Annotated in this window: 20 protein-coding genes, 1 other RNA gene and 2 pseudogenes; 12 read left to right on the forward strand and 11 right to left on the reverse strand. The window is 58.4% G+C overall.

Features of this window, described 5'->3' with window-relative positions; genetic code table 11:
- Window positions 1-222: 222 nt before the first annotated feature.
- Complete coding sequence (locus tag BVL55_RS10475; protein WP_244530483.1) at window positions 223-615, forward strand: diacylglycerol kinase; 393 nt, start codon at window positions 223-225, stop codon at window positions 613-615.
- A gap of 32 nt (window positions 616-647) precedes the next feature.
- On the opposite strand, the gene rnpB is transcribed toward BVL55_RS10475, so the two are convergent.
- Window positions 648-1,066: RNase P RNA component class A (rnpB, locus tag BVL55_RS10480), an RNA gene on the reverse strand.
- 184 nt (window positions 1,067-1,250) lie between these two features.
- Here rnpB and BVL55_RS10485 point away from each other — a divergent pair.
- Both BVL55_RS10485 and BVL55_RS10490 read left to right on the forward strand, forming a co-directional pair.
- Entirely contained in the window at window positions 1,251-2,093 is an 843-nt protein-coding gene (locus BVL55_RS10485) for an alpha/beta hydrolase (RefSeq protein ID WP_075996855.1), read from the forward strand.
- Between the two features lie 77 nt (window positions 2,094-2,170).
- Window positions 2,171-2,593 carry a hypothetical protein gene (locus tag BVL55_RS10490; RefSeq protein WP_075996856.1) on the forward strand — a complete coding sequence of 141 codons (423 nt, stop codon included), beginning with the start codon at window positions 2,171-2,173 and terminating at the stop codon, window positions 2,591-2,593.
- 83 nt (window positions 2,594-2,676) lie between these two features.
- Here BVL55_RS10490 and BVL55_RS17060 read toward each other — a convergent pair whose 3' ends face one another.
- From BVL55_RS17060 to BVL55_RS10515, 5 genes are all read right to left on the reverse strand, one after another.
- A complete protein-coding gene (locus tag BVL55_RS17060; protein WP_083649486.1) occupies window positions 2,677-3,465 on the reverse strand; it encodes a lytic transglycosylase domain-containing protein in 789 nt (262 codons plus the stop codon).
- Window positions 3,466-3,615: 150 nt separating this feature from the next.
- Window positions 3,616-4,332 (reverse strand): N-acetylmuramoyl-L-alanine amidase, encoded by a 717-nt coding sequence (locus tag BVL55_RS10500; RefSeq protein ID WP_244530484.1) that lies wholly within the window; start codon window positions 4,330-4,332, stop codon window positions 3,616-3,618.
- 32 nt (window positions 4,333-4,364) lie between these two features.
- Complete coding sequence (locus BVL55_RS10505; protein WP_075996858.1) at window positions 4,365-5,063, reverse strand: molecular chaperone DjiA; 699 nt, start codon at window positions 5,061-5,063, stop codon at window positions 4,365-4,367.
- Window positions 5,064-5,134: 71 nt separating this feature from the next.
- On the reverse strand, window positions 5,135-5,524 hold the full coding sequence (locus BVL55_RS10510) for an META domain-containing protein (protein ID WP_075996859.1): 390 nt from the start codon (window positions 5,522-5,524) through the stop codon (window positions 5,135-5,137).
- A 7-nt stretch (window positions 5,525-5,531) separates the two neighbouring features.
- A complete protein-coding gene (locus tag BVL55_RS10515) occupies window positions 5,532-6,119 on the reverse strand; it encodes a winged helix DNA-binding protein (RefSeq protein WP_083649489.1) in 588 nt (195 codons plus the stop codon).
- Between the two features lie 83 nt (window positions 6,120-6,202).
- On the opposite strand from BVL55_RS10515, the pseudogene BVL55_RS10520 reads away from it, so the two are divergent.
- From BVL55_RS10520 to BVL55_RS10545, 6 genes and pseudogenes are all read left to right on the forward strand, one after another.
- A pseudogene (locus BVL55_RS10520) lies at window positions 6,203-9,801 on the forward strand (hydantoinase B/oxoprolinase family protein).
- Window positions 9,802-9,912: 111 nt separating this feature from the next.
- A complete protein-coding gene (locus tag BVL55_RS10525) occupies window positions 9,913-10,116 on the forward strand; it encodes a hypothetical protein (RefSeq protein WP_075996860.1) in 204 nt (67 codons plus the stop codon).
- A 181-nt stretch (window positions 10,117-10,297) separates the two neighbouring features.
- The gene (gene bufA2 / locus BVL55_RS10530; RefSeq protein WP_075996861.1) at window positions 10,298-10,564 is read left to right on the forward strand and encodes a BufA2 family periplasmic bufferin-type metallophore; all 267 of its coding nucleotides are present in this window, start codon (window positions 10,298-10,300) and stop codon (window positions 10,562-10,564) included.
- Window positions 10,565-10,822: 258 nt separating this feature from the next.
- Complete coding sequence (gene bufA2 / locus BVL55_RS10535; protein WP_075998075.1) at window positions 10,823-11,086, forward strand: BufA2 family periplasmic bufferin-type metallophore; 264 nt, start codon at window positions 10,823-10,825, stop codon at window positions 11,084-11,086.
- A gap of 119 nt (window positions 11,087-11,205) precedes the next feature.
- Complete coding sequence (gene bufB / locus BVL55_RS10540) at window positions 11,206-12,090, forward strand: MNIO family bufferin maturase (protein ID WP_075996862.1); 885 nt, start codon at window positions 11,206-11,208, stop codon at window positions 12,088-12,090.
- Window positions 12,091-12,093: 3 nt separating this feature from the next.
- A complete protein-coding gene (locus tag BVL55_RS10545; protein WP_075996863.1) occupies window positions 12,094-12,873 on the forward strand; it encodes an HvfC/BufC N-terminal domain-containing protein in 780 nt (259 codons plus the stop codon).
- Window positions 12,874-12,878: 5 nt separating this feature from the next.
- Here BVL55_RS10545 and BVL55_RS10550 read toward each other — a convergent pair whose 3' ends face one another.
- The gene (locus tag BVL55_RS10550) at window positions 12,879-13,445 is read right to left on the reverse strand and encodes a CAP domain-containing protein (protein WP_075996864.1); all 567 of its coding nucleotides are present in this window, start codon (window positions 13,443-13,445) and stop codon (window positions 12,879-12,881) included.
- 167 nt (window positions 13,446-13,612) lie between these two features.
- On the opposite strand from BVL55_RS10550, the gene BVL55_RS10555 reads away from it, so the two are divergent.
- Complete coding sequence (locus tag BVL55_RS10555) at window positions 13,613-14,563, forward strand: DMT family transporter (RefSeq protein WP_075996865.1); 951 nt, start codon at window positions 13,613-13,615, stop codon at window positions 14,561-14,563.
- 2 nt (window positions 14,564-14,565) lie between these two features.
- Here the strand turns inward: BVL55_RS10555 and metF are convergent, their stop codons facing one another.
- Window positions 14,566-15,483, reverse strand: coding sequence for a methylenetetrahydrofolate reductase [NAD(P)H] (gene metF, locus BVL55_RS10560; RefSeq protein ID WP_075996866.1), 918 nt, complete (start codon window positions 15,481-15,483; stop codon window positions 14,566-14,568).
- Between the two features lie 30 nt (window positions 15,484-15,513).
- Entirely contained in the window at window positions 15,514-16,515 is a 1,002-nt protein-coding gene (locus tag BVL55_RS10565) for an ArsR/SmtB family transcription factor (protein WP_075996867.1), read from the reverse strand.
- A 180-nt stretch (window positions 16,516-16,695) separates the two neighbouring features.
- On the opposite strand from BVL55_RS10565, the gene BVL55_RS10570 reads away from it, so the two are divergent.
- The gene (locus BVL55_RS10570) at window positions 16,696-16,971 is read left to right on the forward strand and encodes a DUF2293 domain-containing protein (protein WP_244530485.1); all 276 of its coding nucleotides are present in this window, start codon (window positions 16,696-16,698) and stop codon (window positions 16,969-16,971) included.
- Window positions 16,972-16,977: 6 nt separating this feature from the next.
- On the opposite strand, the gene BVL55_RS10575 is transcribed toward BVL55_RS10570, so the two are convergent.
- Window positions 16,978-17,586, reverse strand: a complete 609-nt coding sequence (locus tag BVL55_RS10575; RefSeq protein ID WP_075998076.1) for an MOSC domain-containing protein — start codon at window positions 17,584-17,586, stop codon at window positions 16,978-16,980.
- A gap of 128 nt (window positions 17,587-17,714) precedes the next feature.
- On the opposite strand from BVL55_RS10575, the gene BVL55_RS10580 reads away from it, so the two are divergent.
- On the forward strand, window positions 17,715-18,299 hold the full coding sequence (locus tag BVL55_RS10580) for a peroxidase-related enzyme (RefSeq protein ID WP_075996869.1): 585 nt from the start codon (window positions 17,715-17,717) through the stop codon (window positions 18,297-18,299).
- A gap of 123 nt (window positions 18,300-18,422) precedes the next feature.
- Here BVL55_RS10580 and hemA read toward each other — a convergent pair.
- Window positions 18,423-19,636 (reverse strand): annotated as a pseudogene (gene hemA, locus BVL55_RS10585) (5-aminolevulinate synthase).
- Between the last annotated feature and the right edge of the window lie 133 nt (window positions 19,637-19,769).

Genomic DNA, 19,769 nt, shown 5'->3' on the forward strand with positions numbered 1-19,769 from the left:
AAATAATCCTCCCGGCCCGGCCATCGCCGGGTGCATCCGCGGACCCTATCGATCGTTGCTGCCGATGCAATCGTAAAAAACGTCAATCCATGAATGCAGGACGACACCTCCGGCACAACTGCCGCGGCCGCCTGCCGGCATCGAATTTTTTGCGCTTGCAACAAACCTGCCATATGCAGGTGATTGAAAACCGCCAGACGCCGCAGCGAACAGGGCATGGTCATGAAAGACAGCAAGAAATACTTCGATCCGGCCAGCAAAAAATACGGGGCAGCGCATGTTGTTGCCGCAACGCAATACTCGATGGGCGGCCTGCGCCGGGCGGCAGGCGAGCAGGCCTTCCGGCATGAACTGGCCGCCGCTGTGATAATCCTGCTGATTTATGTCTGGGCCGGCGCCGGGTGGTTCGCCTATGTCGGCAGCCTTTGCCTGTTTCTTGCCACCTTTGCCGTGGAGGCAATCAACACGGCGATAGAACTGGTCGTCGACCGGACCTCGCCGGAAATCTCCCAATATGGCCGGGAGGCAAAGGACCTTGGCTCCTTTGCGGTTTTCTGTCTGCTTTGCGCCAATGGTGTCTTTTTCGCATGGGCCCTTTGGACGGCGCTTGCGTGACGGCGAAAGACTACCGCTCATAACCGGAAAAATTTGCCAGCCGGCCTGTAAGCCGGGTTCTGTATGGCTTCCTGCGAACAGGAAACGCAGCGATCATTCATCTGGGATGCCTGTTGCCAGACACCTCACGCGACCTACCCGGGCAACTGGCCTGAAAACCGGCTGGCAGCTCGCGCTGCCGCGTTGCCCCTATTCGGTCTTGCTCCCGATGGGGTTTTCAATGCCGCAGCCATTGCTGGATGCGCGGTGGGCTCTTACCCCGCCTTTTCACCCTTGCCCGAAGCGAACGGGTTCGCCGCAGGCGGTATGTTTTCTGTTGCACTTTCCCTTGGGTTCGCGGGATGGCCCGCTTCCCAGCCGGAAGTTATCCGGCATCGTGTTTCCATGGAGCCCGGACTTTCCTCCAGTGCGGCCTTTCAGCACTTGCACCGGCGATCGCCCGGCCGGCTGGCGGATTGAAATAGACATCTTCATCCACCAAGGTCAACGCTCTTCGCCTCCCCTGATCTGTCAGGCTTTGGCAACAATTTCTGCGCTGCCTGATTTTTGACTCGTTTTCGGCTATGGTTAAACTTACTTTAATCCAACGGGGCGATAGTCAGGCTGCTATTCATTGACGGCAGGTCGTTTGCGCGATGAACCATAAAACCCCCGATCCCGGATTTTGTTCTGCCCCGACCCGGCGCCAGACGCTTCAGTCTCTGGCCGCAGCAACGCTGGCGTCTGTAACGCCGTTCGCCCTGACAGCACCCGCTGCTGCGGCATCCCTGAAAGACATCAGCTATGGCGCCAACACCCTCGACATCCACCTGCCGGCCAATGCAGCCAATGCCCCGGTTCTGGCTTTCGTGCATGGCGGTGCCTGGCGGGCAGGCAACAAGAAGAAGATCGGTGCAAAGGCCCGCCACTTCACCAACAAGGGCTATGTCTTCGTATCCATCGGCTATACGCTGTATCCGCGCGCCAATGCCGAACAGCAGGCTGTTCAGATTGCCCAGGCGGTCAACTGGGTGAAGACCAATATCTCGAAATATGGCGGCAATGGCGACCGTGTGGCGCTGATGGGCCACTCGGCAGGATGTCACCTCTCATCGCTTGCAACCCTGTCGGGAGCCTGCACGCCGAAACTGTTGATCTGCAACGATACCGGCGCCTATGACATCGCCTATCTGGCGCGTCTCAACAACGGCAAGGTCCCCGGCCTGTACTCGGCCCTGAACCGGAAGGCGAAGTGGAAACGCTGGTCGCCGATTTCCTATGTCCACAACCGCAACCAGCCGCCAACCCTGGTGATGTGGTCGGGCGGCAGGAACCGCGACAAGATCTCGATCCGCTTTGCCAATGCGCTGGCGGCTGCCGGCGCGCCGGTCTCACGCTTTGACGGCAGCCGCTACAACCACCTGTCGATCAATTCATCGATCGGCCGGCGCGACAGCGCCGTTACCAAGGCAGTCGAACGCTTCCTCGGTAAACTGTAAACCGGCACAACCGGGGCTTGCATTGCGCAGTCAAAGCTTGCTAGCATGCCTGCGTTAACAGGTGTTGGGGAATTCAAATGATCAATCGACGTCTTGTGACGGCGGGTGTGCTCGCTGGCACTTTGACCGTGCTGTCTGCCGCCATTCCGGCCACCGCACAGTGGAACAAGCCGGTTACCGTGAAAGCGGGAACAAAGACAGAAATTCACTCCGTTGGAGTATGGAACAGAACTTACTGCAACCAAAGGCCCGTTCCCAAGGTGACCCGCATGCACGCACAGAACGGAACGATAACCACCAGTGTCGTCACCTCAACGTTCGCCGATGGCCCCTGCAAGGACAAAAAGGGGCGGTTTATCGTTTTCTTCTATACGCCAAAGCCTGGCTTTCGCGGAAAAGACAGCGCTCAAATAAACTATGTAATGCCGAAAGCCGTGCGTACACCCAGCAGGCCCAACCTGCAGGCGTCCGGAAAACGCATTAGCATCATTGTCGAATAGGTGGACCGCCCGCGGTACCGCATTGCAGCAATTCTGGCTCTGCAGGAACCGGCAGAACCTGAATGCGAATCAAATTCAACGACTCAGATATACCGCTGCACCTTCTTGCAATATCGGGCACTGATCGGGTTCATGCGCTTGGCACCGTGCCCGGCATTGTAGCGCAGGATGGTGCCGCAGGTTGAACCGCCGGCAAGCCGGTGCGCTTCACCGAGATATTTCATGCCGTAGCGGATATTGGTTTCCGGATTGTAGAGCCCCTTGGCAGAACCGCGATAGCCCATCAGACGTGCCGTCGACAGTTTGAGCTGCATCAGCCCGATTTCACCAGCACCGCCGCGCGCATTGGCCCTGTAGGCGCTTTCAACGCGCACTACGGCGTGAGCGAGCTTGAGCGGGATACCGTTTGCGCTGGCATATTTTGCGATCAGGGAGTGATATCGCGCCGAACCGCCGCCTGCCGCGATCTTCGGCCGCAAGGAGACTTGCAGCTTCCCAACCTCGCCTTCAGCTGTCTTCACTTTCTTCGCCAGATAGTCGCGCTGGCTCTGCATCAGCCTCTTTTGCGTCTCGCTGAGGCCCTTGGTCATGGCGTCGAAAGAAGCAAGGCGCTTCTTTGCAGAATCAAGCCGGCGCTTCGCATCCGCCAGCTTGCGCTTTTGGAGTTCGGCTTTTTCGGAACTTTTCTGCTTGCTGGCGGTTTTGCCGGACGATGTCTGTCCGGGAACCGTGCGCAGGGATGGTGCGGTAAAGCCGTAGGTCTGTGTGTGGCTTGACGTGACGGTTTGAGTCGAGGTGCAGGCTGTAAGAAGAATCAGACCGGCAACAGCCGCGGCAATCCGCGCCGCGGCGGGTAACTTTGAAGTCGTCATAGGGAGCCCCTTTGATTTCATTGAGCTGGACGGCCTCCCCCGATTCCCGAGCCGTCCGGACCGGGCCGCCATTGGCGTTTCAATCGTGACAGGATTGTGTCGGCGCGTTGAACTTCCGTATCGGAATGTAAGACAGCGTGATTGCGCCGTTCAGCCCTCACCCAGAGCATGGTGCAGCCGGTAAAGGGTTTCGATGGTTGAAACATCGGCCACACCATCAACCTTTCCAGGCCTGAAATGGCGCTGGAAGGCAGCGACCACCTGCGCCGTCTCCCGGTCGAATTCGCCGCTGCGGCCGATCCCGTAGCCATAAAGCGACAGCATTTCCTGAAGCGCTTCGACCGGCGGGCCGCCATCGCCGAGGGTCAAAAAGCGGCCTCCGGCAAGTGGAGCCGGCTCGATCCAGTGGCCAATGCCAGCTTCATGAAGGCGTTTCCAGGGAAACTTCTCGCCCGGGTCGCGCTTGCGGCCCGGCGCAACATCCGAATGGGCCAGCACGTTTCGAGGTTCGATCCTGCACCGCGCAATGATGTCGCCACACAGATCGATGACGGCGGCAATCTGGGCATCGCAGAAATCCGGATAACCGAACTCGTGGCCCGGATTGACAATCTCAATACCGATGGAACGGGAATTCACATCTTCCCTGCCCTGCCAGCTTCCCGCACCGGCATGCCAGGCACGCTTTTCCTCCGCCACCATCTGAACAATGCGCCCGTCCTCGTGCACGATATAGTGGCAGGAGACCTGACTTTCTTCGGCACACAACCATTGCTGAGCCTTCTCGCCGTCCTCCATCCCGGTATAATGCAGCAGCAGAATGTCGACCGGCGCACGGCGCTCATTGAAATTTACAGCTGTTGCCACATCGCTGACGCAGCGGCTGTCCGGCGGCAAGGTCAAATTCCCCGCTCCCTGCACAAATGCTGCCAGGCCAGGTTTATCCCGGCAAGGCGGTCGTTCGCGATCCGCAAAAATTCTTCCGGCACGCCACGGGCCAGCATCCTGTCTGGGTGATTATCGCGCACCAGCTTGCGGTAATGCGCTTTCAGCCTTTCATTGTCCCAGTTTGGATCGGCACCCAGCACCAGATAGGGATCGCCTTCCTCCGGCTCCATATGGCGCAGCCTGAGGCCCTCGAACTCCCGGTGGCCGAGGCCGAAGATGTCGGAAACGGTTTCAACGAAACCCAGTTCGCGCTCATGGATGACACCATCGGCCTTGGCGATGTGGAAAAGCCCGTCAAGCACATCCCTCAGAATGTCTTCCTCCTCCGGAAACAGCGCCTTGACCTGGCTGGCATAGGATTCAAACCCGGCGACATCCTGCTTGGCAAGGTTATACACCCGCGCCACATTGGCCGCTTCCTTTTGTGGCACCTCAAACAGTTCCTGAAAGGCAGTAACTTCCTCCTGGGTCACAATGCCGTCCGCCTTGGCCATCTTGGCAGACAGCGCAATGATGGCGATGGAAAATGTCACCTGCTTGCGCGTGGCAGGATCGCCCTCAAACACCGTACGGACGGATTCGACGACCGCCGAAAACGCCTGGCTGGCAGTGCTTGCGATGAACTCGCCGAAATTTGCCCAGATCGACATGAAATCCGTTTAGGCGACTTGCATGGCCGATTGAAGAGAAAATTTGCCAGGGCGGCAACTTGGCAACGGCTTCAATCCCAATCCCGCTGAACAAGTGTCAGGACTTTGCCCTTGCCGTCGATTAGTTCAAGACGGGCGCCCCTGCGGGTAAATCTCCGTGCATTCTGCAGGCTTGAAAGAAACGCTTGCTCCTTTTCCATCACCGCGCCGGGGCAAGCCATGCGCGTTGCACCCAGCGGGCCCGCCTTGAACTTTTCGCCATCGGTTTCATAGCTGCCGAAAAAGCGGTTGCAGCCTGCATGGCCGGTAACACGGCCGCCTGCTTCAAACCGGACGAACGGCATGTCCTGCCCTGCCATGCCCCATTCCGATCCGGCAAGCGAGGAAGCTGCGGTCACCGCAATTGCTGCGAAAAACCACAAGGCGATGGCATAAGGAAAGGAATTCAGTATCCGTTTCATAAGGTTCCTACAGATTGGTGGCGCTGCGTGCCGCCTGATCGTACTGCCCGGAAACGGCACGAAGAAGGCGGGCAGCCTTGGCAAGCTCAGCCGCATCGACGCCCAGGTCGCATACGCTCTCCACCAGAAGGTTTTCGCGAATCTGGTGATACCGCTCGCAGGTCTTCATCCCCTCGGCCGTCACCCTTGCTGTTTTCTCCTTGCCGCGTTTGCCGGTGGTCAAGAGCCCCATTCCCTCGAGCTTTTTCAGCGAGTAATTGACCAGATGCGTGTCTTCCACATTCAGAACGACACATAGATCGGAAAGCGTTTTTTCCCGCTCCTTGTGCATCACCCCGTGCATCACCAATACATCAAGCGGCGTCATGCCCGGGTGACCAGCCGCGGTCATGCAGCGCACCATCCAGCGGTGAAACGCATTGGTTGCCACCGTCAGCACATATTCCATCTCCGAAAGCTGTGGCAGCGCCCCTGATGCCAGATGCGAAGCCAGCACAACCGGGCCGACGGATGCCGCCCCTTCATCCTTGCCTGCGGCCCCGCCGGCGGCCCTGCCGATACCTTCACCAATGTCCTTGTCCGTGTGTTTTGCCATGATTCCCTCTTTTCAACATTGACATTTTATCGATAAATTGTAGATGTTCGCAATCCTTATTTCTTATCCGACGGAGAAAAAACATGGCTGAAGCCGGTAAATGGGACTTCTGGATCGACCGTGGCGGCACTTTTACCGACATCGTCGGGCGCGATCCTGAGGGCGGCCTTCATGCACACAAGCTCCTCTCGGAAAATCCCGAAGCCTACCGCGATGCGGCTGTCCAGGGCATTCGTGATCTCCTTGGCGTCAAAAAGGGCGAGGCGGTTCCTTCCGGCCGCATCGACGCGGTCAAGATGGGCACTACCGTCGCCACCAACGCCCTGCTTGAGCGAAAAGGCGACCGCACTGCGCTGCTGATTACCAGGGGCTTTCGCGATGCGCTGAAGATCGGCTACCAAGCGCGCCAGGATATCTTTGCCAAAGAAATCGTCAAACCCGAACAGCTTTATGAATCCGTAACCGAGATCGATGAGCGCGTATTGGCCGACGGCACGGTGGAACAGGCACCGGATCTTGACGCGGTGAGCCGGCAGCTTGAGGAAATTCGCGACGTCGGCATTGAGGCGGTTGCCATCGCCCTGATGCACTCGTGGAAATACCCCGAACACGAACAGGCGATTGCAAAACTGGCCCGCAAAATGGGGTTCGGGCAGGTTTCCGTCAGCCATGAGGTTTCCCAACTCGTCAAACTGGTTGGCCGCGGCGACACGACCGTGGTCGATGCCTACCTCTCGCCCATCCTGCGCCGGTATGTAAACCAGGTCGCCGAGGAATTGGGGAAGGCCCGCGCCTGATGTTCATGATGTCTTCGGGCGGACTGACGGCAGCCCAGCTCTTTCAGGGCAAGGACGCGATCCTCTCCGGCCCCGCCGGCGGCGTGGTTGGTGCGGTTGAGACCGCCGAACTCGCAGGCTTCGGAAAGATGATCGGCTTCGACATGGGCGGCACATCGACCGACGTTTCCCATTATGATGGCGAGTTGGAGCGCACGTTCGAAACCGAGGTTGCCGGCGTGCGCATGCGCGCGCCGATGATGCGCATTCATACCGTCGCCGCCGGCGGCGGATCGATCCTCACCTTCAAGGATGGCCGGTTCCAGGCAGGCCCCGATTCGGCCGGCGCCAACCCCGGTCCCGCCTGCTATAGGCGTGGCGGACCGCTCGCCGTTACCGACGCCAATGTCATGGTCGGCAAGTTGCGTCCGGAATTCTTTCCTGCGATTTTCGGTCCTGATCAGGACCAGCCCCTGGATGTTGAAGCCGTGCGCGAAAAGTTCTCGGTACTGGCAAAGGAAGCCGGCCTGTCACCGGAAGAGGTTGCTGACGGCTTCCTCAAGATCGCTGTCGAAAACATGGCCAACGCCATCAAGAAGATTTCGGTGCAGCGCGGCTACGACGTGACCGAATACGCGCTTAATTGTTTTGGCGGCGCGGGGGGGCAGCATGCCTGCGCTGTTGCCGACGCGCTCGGCATGAAGACCGTCCTCATCCATCCTTTCTCCGGCATCCTGTCTGCCTATGGCATGGGCCTTGCCAAGATCCGCGCAAACCGCACCCGAGCGCTGGTAAAGCCGCTCGACAAGGCGCTTGAATCAGAACTTCAGGCCGTTGAATCAAAACTTGAGGGAGAAACACGCGCCGAACTTGCAGAACAGGAAGTAAGCGATTCTTCTGTAAGCATTTTTTCCCGTGCGCACATTCGCTACGATGGCACGGATACCGCTATCCCGGTAACGCTCGGCGAGAGCGATGCCATGATTTCCGAGTTTGAAAGCACCCACCGCAAGCAATTCGGTTTTGTGTTCGAGAACAAGGGACTGATCGTCGAAGCGATTGAGGTCGAGGCCGTCGGCGGCGGCGCCGAGATCGAAGAGACCGAACACGAGCTTACCGACCCTGTCATCGCCGCCGACAACATCCAGGAGTTCTTCTCCAACGGCAAATGGCACACTGCCAGCATCTGCCCGCGTGAGGATCTCAAACCCGGCCATCGCATCAAGGGGCCGGGCCTCATCATCGAGCCGAACCAGACCATCGTTGTCGAGCCGGGCTGGCAGGCCCGTATTTCAAAGCTCAACCATGTCGTTCTGGAGCGCATCGAGGAGATGAAGCGCGGCCATGCGATTGGAACCGAGGCGGACCCGGTCATGCTGGAAGTGTTCAACAACCTGTTCATGTCGATCGCCGAGCAGATGGGTGTAACGCTGCAAAACACCGCCTACTCCGTCAACATCAAGGAGCGGCTCGACTTTTCCTGTGCGGTCTTCGGCCCGGACGGTTCGCTCGTCGCCAATGCGCCCCACATGCCGGTGCATTTGGGTTCCATGGATCGCTCGGTGACCACCGTCATCGAGCAGAACCGGGGCAATGTCGATCCCGGCGATGTCTTCATTCTCAATGCTCCCTATAATGGCGGAACCCACCTTCCGGACATTACGGTGGTCACCCCGGTCTTCGACGATGATGAAAAGGAAATCCTGTTCTGGGTTGCCGCCCGCGGTCACCACGCCGATGTCGGCGGCATGGCGCCAGGCAGCGCCACCCCCCGCGCCACCCATATCGACGAGGAAGGCGTACTCATCGACAACTTCAAGCTGGTCAAGCGCGGCATTATCGATGAGACCGGCATGCGCGAAATTCTGACCAACCACCCCTGGCCGGCACGCAATCCCGATCAGAACATGGCCGATATCCGCGCCCACATCGCCGCCAACGAGATGGGCGTCAACGAACTGCGCAAGATGGTTGCCCATTTCGGCCTTGATGTCGTGCAGGCATACCTCAAGCACGTACAGGACAATGCAGAAGAAAGCGTACGCCGGGTGATCGATGCGCTTTCCGATTGCCAGTACACCTACCAGACCGATAATGACCAGCAGATCTCGGTCAAGATCACGGTCGACAAGGCAAGGCGCGAGGCGACCGTGGACTTCACCGGCACATCCCCCATGGCAAAGAACAATTTCAACGCGCCGGAACCGGTCACCCGCGCAGCCGTGCTGTATGTGTTCCGCCTCATGGTGGAAGCCGACATTCCCATGAACGCCGGCTGCCTGAAACCGATCAACATCGTTATTCCCGACGGCTGCATGCTGAAACCCGAATATCCGGCTGCTGTGATCGCCGGCAACACCGAGACCAGCCAGCACGTCACAAACTGTCTGCTGATGGCGCTGGGCGCACTGGCCAACGCCCCGGGAACCATGAACAATCTGACCTACGGCAATGACCGTTATCAGAACTACGAGACGGTTTGTGGTGGTGCTCCAGCCGGCAGAATGAACGATGGCCGGGGCTTTGCCGGTCCATCCGGCGTTCACGTCCACATGACCAATACCCGCATGACGGACCCCGAAGTGCTTGAAATGCGCTATCCGGTCGTGCTCGAGGAGTTTTCCATCAGAACAGGCTCCGGCGGCAAGGGGAAATACCCCGGCGGCGACGGATGTACACGCATCATGCGCTTTCTTGAAGACATGGACTGCGCCATTCTCTCCTCCTCGCGCTATCACCCCCCCAAGGGGCTGGATGGTGGCGGCGATGGCGAAACCGGTAAAACGCAAATCCGCCGCGCAGGTGGCACCATCGACACGCTCAAACATTGCGACCAGACTGAAGTAAAGGCAGGCGATGCTGTAGTGCTTCAGACCCCCGCCGCAGGTGGTTATTTGCCGCAATGAGTCAAAAACACAACTTGTGAAATATCATTACTGGGGATTGCTTCACGCCTGCGCGTTGACGCCGGAATGCGAATCTCGCCCTTTTGTCGCAAACAAGGTGGGGCGGATACCATGAAACCTGAAGTGATTGAAGTTTCCAAACTGCGTCTGGTGGAAACGGAAGCCATGCGCGATGCCGTGAGGCTTTGCCTGCGCAAAGGCCTCTACGGAACGGAACTGACCCGGTTTCTGACAACCCACTTCATTGTGGATCTTGACCTGCTCAGCGAGGTCCTGGCCGAAATCCAGGCGGAAACGGCGTCCGAGGCTGCATAAGAGCAGGCTTTTACGCTTCAGCCCTTCCTCCTCATGCTCAATTGCCCTCCTTCACACCTGCGCGATTGAATATCACGGCGACGTGATGCCTTAACACGCAACCGTCAGTTGATCTGTGCCGTGTGGCGCGGGAAAACCGGTTCCGGTCGTGGATGGGTAAAACGCTAGAGGAGTATTTTCCATGAAACATGTAGGCAAATCAGGTTCGGCTATTGCTGCTGCTGCATTCGCTCTCGCCGTGGCCGGCAGCGGCATCGCTGTTCCCAGCGGTGCCCATGCCCAGGGTGAAGCCAAGATTCAGTGCACCGGCGTCAACGTCTGTAAAGGGCACAGCGACTGCAAGACCGCGACAAGCAACTGCAAGGGTCTGAACGACTGCAAGGGTCAGGGATTTGTCAGCCTGACCCAGTTCGAGTGTGAAAAAGTCGGCGGAAAGTGGGAAGGCTGACGGCCCGCTGAAAACAAACGCGGCTTGCCGGCACATTTGGCCGGCAAGCCAACTTCAAAAACCGGTTCCGGTCCCAGTTCTTTGGCCCAAAACCGGATCGGACCGCTTGCTGGCCTTTGCCTTTCTTCCTCATTCATGTCCCTGCCCTTCACAGCCATGTGATCTGCCTCACGCAAGCGTTATTTGAACTTGAACGGCCCGTTCAACGATGGTGTGGCCACCCTGTCTCTGGGGGAAATCATGGAAGAGGAGATAAACATGAAACATATCGGAAAATCCGGCGCCGCAGTTGCAGCCGCCGCTTTCGCCCTGGCCATCACTGGTACCGGCATTGCCGTTCCCTCAGGTGCCCAGGCAGCAGAGGACAAGGTCCAGTGCGTGGGCGTAAACTCGTGCAAAGGCCACAGCGACTGCAAAACGGCAACCAGTTCCTGTAAAGGACTTAACGCCTGTAAGGGTCAGGGCTTTCTGGAACTGACCAAGGCCGAGTGCGATGAACAGGGCGGCACATACGAAAGCTAAGCGCTGAGCGATCTGAGAGTTTCCGCCGGCGCTTGCAGCGCTGGCGGTTTTCGTAGCACACTGGCTATGCCTGTGGCTTGAGCCGGAACCAGAACCCAAATGGCTGAAAACCCGAACCGATGACCATCTCTGCCGATCTCCGGAAGACTGCTGAAAAACCGCCGTTTCTGGGCTTTGGCCTGGGCCTTAGGCCACAACACTATACCGATATTCTGGAAGGTGGCGATACGCTGCCTATCGACTGGTTTGAAGTCATCTCCGAAAACTACATGCTGCAGGGCGGCAGGCCGATACACATGCTGGACCGCATCCGCGAGCGCTATCCGGTCGTCATGCATGGCGTGTCGCTGTCGATTGCTTCAACCCAGCCCCTCAACATGGAGTATCTTGCCGGGCTGAAATCCCTGGCCGAGCGGGTGGAGCCCAAATGGATATCCGACCATCTGTGCTGGACGGGCGTGCACGGCGTCAATCTGCACGACCTGATCCCCATTCCCTATACCGAGGAAGCGCTCAACCATGTGGTTTCGCGCATTGAACAGGTTCAGGATTATCTCGGCCGCCGCATCGCCATTGAGAACGTTTCCTCCTACGTGGAATTCGCCGAATCGGAGATGGAGGAATGGGAATTCGTCGCAGAACTTGCCCGCCGCGCCGACTGCTGGCTGTTGCTGGACGTCAACAACGTCTTCGTGTCCGGTCAGAACCACGCCTTTGATGATGCCGGCTTTGTCGAGGCCATTCCTGCAGATCGTGTTGTGCAGTTCCATCTTGCTGGTCATAGCGAAGGCGAGGATTGCCTGATCGATACCCACGATCAGCCCGTGTGCGACGAGGTTTTCGAACTGTACGGCAAGGCCCTGGAGCGCTTCGGTCCGGTATCCACCATGATCGAGCGTGACGACAACATTCCTCCGCTTGCAGAACTGCTGGAGGAACTGGCCCGCGCACGGTCAATCGCCGGACAGGTACTGCCTGCCGCCAGCCTTCAGACAGCAGCCTAGGCCATGGCAAACCTCGCGGAACTTCAGGAGCGCCTCCAGGCCGATATCATGCAGCGCTCGCACACCACGCTGCCCGACATCAAGTCACCACCGGGAAGCAACAAGGAAAAACGGCTCGGCGTCTATCAGAATGCCTACAAGATGCGCCTGATCGAAATTCTTGGCGAGTCCCATGAAAAATTGTGGATCTATGTCGGCGATGAACAGTTCTACAAAATGGCAGACCGCTATTTTGATGCCTGCCCCGCAAACCATCCCAATGCCCGTTTCGTTTCATCCCGTCTGCCGCAATTCCTGGCAACCGACACCCGTTACAAGGACCAACCGGTGCTTGCGGAAATTGCAGCCATCGAGGGAGCCCTGGAAGACGTTTTCGATGCGCCCGATGCGCCGGTTGCAGACATGGATGATCTTGCAGCTATGCCTGGCGAACGCATTACGGAAATGACCATCGTCTTTTCCCCCGCTATCCGCCGGCTTTCCCTGAAAACCAACGCCTTGAGGATTTTTCAGTCGCTCAAGGATGAGAGCGAACCGCCTTCCCCTGCCAAACTGCCGGAAGCCCGCCACCTGCTGGTATGGCGGCAGGACTTCATCAGCCGCTATCGCGAAATCAATGCAGAGGAGGAAATGCTGATCGACCAGGGCATCGCCGGAAAGCCCTTTTCCACCCTGTGTGAACTGGCCTCCGTGATGGATGATCCGGAAAGCGCGGCTGCACGGGTTGCCGGTTACATGACCGGTTGGATCAACGGCGGATTGATCAGCGAACTGCGGGTCTGAACCGTCTACGCAGCCCCCATGATGAGCACCCACAAATGGGTGTAACGCTCATTGCGCCCCGATGTATTGAAGGCATAGCCGAGTCCTGCAAGGCGGTAGCGGGCTTTCAGCATGTTCTTGCGATGGTCTGGCGAATCCATCCAGCCCTCAATGGCCTCGTCTATGGAGCCGTAACCAACGCCAAGATTCTCCCCTGCCGAATTATCGAACCCGGCCGCAAAAATGCGGGTTCTGAAATCGGTTCCCGGCCCGATCTCATGGCCATAAAGCCCTCGGCTTCCCATCAGATCGGCATAGTCCTGCGCCGCTTTTTGCAACCTTCCATCCATCTGGAATTCCGGCAGCAAGCGTCGCCGGCGTATCTTGTTGAGCCGGGCAAAGCCGTCCTTGACATCAAACTGCAGGGGTTGCGCATGCACATCGGTACGCAGGCGGCGTCCGGCATGGCTGGAAGACCCTTTGGCACAACCTGAAAGCAGCGCACCGCCTGAAAGCAGCATCAACGGCCCGGCGGCGATTACCTGCCGGCGGCGCACATCGAGGCCTGTTCTGCGGACAAGTCGGTTTCCCATTATGTCAGGATAGGCGTGCAAGGTTAAGAAACCCTCACAGGCCAAAGCTGTGCCGGATGGCAAGTGACAGCGCGAATTAAGCAACGCCTTCAGCAAGAAACGGGTGGCCGCAGTCGAGACTGGGAACTAGAAAGCACCCAAGTTCTTCAGCACCGGAATACACCTGCATGACCCAACACTCCAAACAGGGGCCACAGGCCCCGGCAGCGCCCGTAATGGACATGACAACCTGGGGCCTGGTGCTGCTGCTTTCGCTGATTTGGGGTGGCTCGTTCCTGTTCGGCCGCATCGCGGTACAGGAAGTGGCACCGCTTGCCGTGGTGTTCTTCCGCGTTGCCTTGGCCGCGATGGCGATCTGGACCTGGCTGCTGCTTCGCCGGGGCCTGCCCCACATCACGCTCTCATTCGCTGCTGCCATCGCCGGAATGGCGGTTTTCAACAACATCATTCCCTTTTCGCTCATCTTCTACGGCCAGCAGGAAATCGGTTCCGGCCTTGCTTCCATCGTCAATGCGATGACGCCGATCTGGACCGTGCTGATTGCCAATTTCATGACCGCCGACGAAAAACTGAGCAGCCGCAAGCTGGCCGGCATTCTTGCCGGGTTCATCGGCGTGGCGGTGTTGATGGGCGGCGATGCACTGGCTGGCCTCAAGGCTTCCGCGCTGGCACAGGCCGCTGTCCTTGGTGCAACAATCAGCTACGGCTTTGCCGGTGTTTACGGCAAGCGCTTCAAGGGCGTGGACCCGATGCTGATCGCCGCAGGCCAACTGGCCGCATCCACAGTGCTGATGGGGAGCTATGTGCTGGCCAGCGGCGCGCTCTTTGCCTTCACCCTGCCATCACCAGCGGCCATCTGGTCGGTCATCGGCCTTGCCATTCCCTGCACGGCGTTCGCTTATGTTCTGTTCTTCACCATCCTGTCGCGTGCCGGCGCCACCAATGTCTCCCTCGTCACTTTCCTGGTTCCGGTGACCGGCGTGGTGCTTGGCATCATCTTTCTTGGCGAAAGCCTTTCGCCATGGCATCTGGCGGGCATGGCGCTGATCGGGCTGGGTCTGCTCATACTCGACGGCAGGCTGCTTGACGGCAGGTTGCGTTCATCGCGCGGCAGCTGAAATCAGGCAGCGACCTCGCGGCCGGTTTCCGGCTGCAGTTCATGAATGCCGATGAGGCGGCACACGGCAACCGGCAATTCGGCCCGGTTCATGGTGTAGAAGTGGAAATCGCTCACGCCCCGGCGCGTCAAATCGCCAACCTGCTCGGCGGCAACAGCTGCTGCAACCAGTTCGCGTGTATGGGGATCGTTGTCGAGTCCTTCGAAACGCTCCGCCAGCCAATGGGGAATGCTGGCACCGCACTTTTCGGCAAAGCCCGCCACCTTGCCAAAATGGTGGATCGGCAAAATGCCCGGCACGATCGGAATGTAGATGCCGGCCTTGCGCACCCGTTCCAGAAAGGCCTCAAATACATCATTGTCGAAGAAGAACTGGGTGATCGCCCGGGTCGCGCCATTGTCCACCTTGCGTTTCAGCAGATCAATGTCGAGCTGGAAATCCGGGCTTTCGGGGTGCTTTTCAGGATAGGCAGCAACGGTAATGTCGAAATCGCTGAACGCCTTCAGACCGGCCACCAGTTCAGCGCCGTTGCCGTAACCGTCCTCCCGCGGGCTGTACCGGCCGCCAATGCCGGAGGAAGGATCACCGCGCAGGGCAACAAACCGCCTGACACCAGCCTGGTAAAGATCGCGCACCACCGCATCGACCTCATTCTTGCTCGCATCGACACAGGTCAGATGTGCGGCAACATCGAGATCGGTCTCGCTGACCAGCCGTTTGACGGTTTCCAGCGTGCGCTTTCGCGTTGAGCCGCCCGCACCATAGGTGACCGAAACAAAGCGCGGCCCCAGCAATTGCAGCCGCTCTACAGCCGCCCACAACCGGTCATTGGCTTCGTCGGAAACCGGCGGGAAGAACTCGAAGGAAACGTTGATCTGGCGGCTCGATGCCACCGAATGGGAATATTGAAAAAGTGTCATTTCGGCTTACTCCTGAAACTGCAATCGGGTTCAGCTCTGGCTGCCTGTTTGCGGGTCGGGCTTTCTCGGATCGGTCGCCAGCCACAGTGTCACTACCAGGGATTTTTCCTTTTCCGCCGCGCTGGGCGAAAGCCGCAGGCTCTCCAGCACTTCAAGACCGGCAGCCTCCAGCCAGGCATTCATCTGCTCGACAGCAAAGCCGAGGCGGATATGGGCATGTTTTTCGCGCAGGAATTCCAGGTCGTGCGGGGCAAAATCGACAATCAGCAGGCGCCCGCCCGGCTTGAGGGCACGGGCGGCACTTCTGATCGCAACCGCCGGATTTTCAAGATAGTGCAGCACCTGATGGACGGTCACAAGATCAAACGCCTCTTCCTGCACCGCCAGGTTCACAATGTCGCCCTGGCGCACCTGCACCCGTGAAAGCCCTGACTGATCCAGATTGGACCGGGCGATCGACAGCATCTCCCGGCTTGCATCGATTCCCGTGCCGCGCTGGTACAGCCGGCTCAGCAATTGCAGCATCCTGCCCGTGCCGGTGCCCAGATCAAGCAGCGCCTCAAACGTTTCTTCACCCAGCAATTTCAGGATCGCAGCCTCAACACGCCCTTCGTCCACATGCAGGGAACGGATTTCATCCCACTCCGCCGCATTGGCGGCAAAATACCGGTCTGCCTGGGCAGCGCGGCGGGCACGGACGTTTTCAAGCTGCTCAAGATCACGCACAAGCTGTGGATCGTTCTCGCTCAGATGGGCCAGCAGGGATTGCACGAACTGGGCCTGCGCACCCTCTTCCCTGGCACGAAAATAGGCCCACGCGCCTTCCTGATAGCGTTCCACCAGACCGGCTTCGCTCAGCAGTTTGAGATGGCGGGAGATGCGGGGTTGGGATTGGCCCAGAATATCGATAAGATCGGAAACGGTAAGATCGCCCTGTGCCAGCAAGGCCAGCAGCCGCAAACGCGTATGCTCACCGGCCGCCTTCAAGAGGCTGACGGTATGATCAAGCGGCAACTGCGTTTTGCGTAACATGCGATAGGCCCAAGTAATACAAGGATATAAAGATATCTTTATATTATTTTCCAAATTTGGCAAGAGCCCGTCTCATTTCATGTTGAAAAACCTGTAGCCAATTGAATTCATGAACTTTTCTGTCATCCGCCCACGAGCACGCACATGACGCCTCCCGGCGCTGCAAAGCGAAGGCAGCAGTTGAACACTGCGATTCGGACACTGCTGCCCCTGGCTTCCCTTAAAAGCCATCAGGCGGTTCTTGGAGTGGCCGAACAAGGCCATTTGCGCCATTTGCCTCCGGCAATTGCAGCCTGGCAGGCAGCCACCACGATCGCCCGGCACGAACATACAGAGTATGACCAGTTGCTTGCGGAGGGATATGAAGCAGATGCCGCACGGCACTTTGTTCTGGATGACATCAACCGCCAGCTTGAGGCATGGGGCTGCGCGCGCCGCATTAATGCCGGGGAATGAACGGTATCAGCCAGGATAAATCCACTGCTCCCAGATCCGGGCAGTGACCTCCTCGCCAGCCGTTATCTCCCCTTCCCGTTCAACCCAGGCGACCAGACCGCGTTTCATCCTTGCCGCATCCTTGAAGGAAAGCGCCATGTCGGAACGGGTATAATCCCCATCAGGACCCGGCTCGGCGCCAACGGCCTCGGCCACCTTGCTCCCGGCCAGCCGGCACGGCGCGTTGTATCCGTCGACGCGAAGCGTCACCCCTCCCTCGAAGAACAGCAGCGTACGCGGCGGCAGATAGCTCATCTGCGGAATGCCTTCGAGCACGAGGTTGGCACCGATCCAGCCGGGGGAAAGCTTCTCAATGCCCATGCCCTGGGCGATTTCAACCAGTTCCTCTTCCGAAAGGATTGAAATCTGCCGTTCGTTGCGCATCACCGTGCCGCGCTCATACCAGGGCTCCCGGCCGCCGGACTTGCGGGCAATGCCGGCATGAAAATCACCATCAATGCCGTCAAAGCCAAGGCGCAGGGAACCAGCCTTCGCCGATACGAAGTCATTGCCCTCAGCACGCAATACCTGGGTAACCGTGCCCTTGAGCTTTCGAGGCGGATGGGTTTCGATCATGATATTCTCCAGCTGATTCAGGGCGGCAATCAAGATGCCGCACTTATCGCCAATCCGGAGAACGGCTCAAGTCAAAGTTTCTGACAGCATCTTTCAGTGACAATGGCACGGTGAACACGGAGTAGATCATGGCCTCAGAACGCAAGACAAAACCCATCGTCGCACTGAAAATGCCAAAGGCGGAACTTCCCCTGACCGACCGCCAGAAAAAGTACCTTGCCGTTGCCCAGGAAAAACTCGGCTTTGTGCCCAACGTACTGCAGGCCTATGCCTGGCATTCGCAGAAATTTGCGGCCTTTACGGAAATGTACAACGATCTGATGCTGGGCGATTCCGGTCTGACGAAACTCGAACGGGAAATGATTGCGGTCACGGTTTCCTCCGCCAATCACTGCTATTACTGCCTGACGGCCCACGGCGCAGCGGTGCGCCAGCTTTCCGGCGACCCCAAGCTCGGCGAGCAACTCGTGATGAACTACCGCACGGCTGAACTTACCGAAAAACAGCGCGCCATGCTCGATTTCGCCTGGGAACTGACCAGGCATCCCGAGGCAATTGACGAAGAACACCGTGCCGCCCTGCGCAAGGCAGGCTGGAAGGACCGCGAGATCTGGGACATTGCCGCCGTGGCCGCCTTTTTCAACATGTCAAACCGCATGAGCGCAGCCACCGACAAACAGCCCAATGACGAATACCATTCCCTGGCAAGGTAGAGGGCGGGATGCGGTCTCACGCTGTTTGTCATTCTCGCCCTGAAGCAAGCAGCCAATCCTGCAGCACGAAAATGGCCGCCCGAAAGCCGCCTGTCGCAAACCACATATGGCTGAACTGCCGCCTTATGCCACCTGGCGGGCCAGGGCACATTGCGACCACAGATCGTTGAGGCTGCGGGTAAGATGATCGATATCCTCATCGGTGTGCAGGGGGCCGGGTGTGATCCTCAGCCGCTCGGTCTTTACCGGAACGGTCGGGTAATTGATCGGCTGAACATAGATGCCGTACTGCTCCAGCAGAATATCGGATATCCATTTGCACTTCTTGGCATCACCAACCATCACCGGAATGATATGGCTTTCATTCGGCATGTAAGGGATGCCCATGCGCTCCAGTCCGGCACGGACCTTCGCAACATTGCGGCGCTGGCCCTCACGCTCCGCGCTGGACTGCTTGAGGTGGCGGATGGAGGCAAGCGCACCGGCCGCAAGTGAGGGTGGCAGTGCGGTGGTGAAGATGAAGCCGGAGGCAAAGGAGCGGATAAAGTCGCACAATCTGGCCGAACCGGTGATGTAACCGCCCATCACGCCAAAGGCTTTGCCAAGGGTTCCCTCGACAATGTCGAGCTGATCCATCAGGCCGCGCTGCTCGGCTACTCCGCCCCCACGTGGCCCGTACATGCCAACGGCGTGCACCTCGTCGAGATAGGTCAGAGCGCCATACTTCTTCGCAACTGCACAAATTTCCTCAATCGGCGCGATATCGCCATCCATCGAATACACCGATTCAAAGGCGACGATGATGGGGCGGCCCGGCTCGACCTGTGACAGGCGGGCGTCAAGGTCCTTCCAGTCATTGTGCTTGAAAATGTGTTTCTCGGCTCGCGAATGGCGGATTCCCTCGATCATCGAGGCATGGTTCTTCTCATCGGAAAACACCACGCAGTTCGGCAGTTTCGCGGCGAGTGTGCCAAGCGAAGCCCAGTTCGAGACATAGCCTGAGGTAAACAGAAGGGCAGCTTCCTTGCCATGCAGGTCCGCCAGTTCCTTCTCGAGCAGAACATGGGTGTGGTTCGTGCCGGAAATGTTGCGCGTACCGCCTGCGCCGGTCCCGCAGGTATCGATGGCTTCCTTCATGGCTTCCATCACCAGCGGGTTCTGGCCCATGCCCAGATAGTCGTTGGAGCACCAAACCGTTACTTCCCGCACTTCCTCGCCAACATGGCGGTAGGCCCGGGGAAATGGCCGGCGCGCCGCTCCAGATCGGCAAAAACCCGATAACGGCCATCGTGTTGAAGTTCATCAAGTTTTTCGCCGAAAAACGCCTCAAAATCCATCGGCCTGCCGTGCTCCCGTCAACATATTCTTCTTTTTATATATATTCTTTTCTAGCCCAGAAGGCCCTGAACTTAAAGTCCTGACCGCATTTGTGCCCGGTTACACACCGTTCAGACAGGACGGTCAGGACAT

It is taken from the genome of Salaquimonas pukyongi (assembly GCF_001953055.1).
GTDB lineage: Bacteria > Pseudomonadota > Alphaproteobacteria > Rhizobiales > Rhizobiaceae > Salaquimonas > Salaquimonas pukyongi.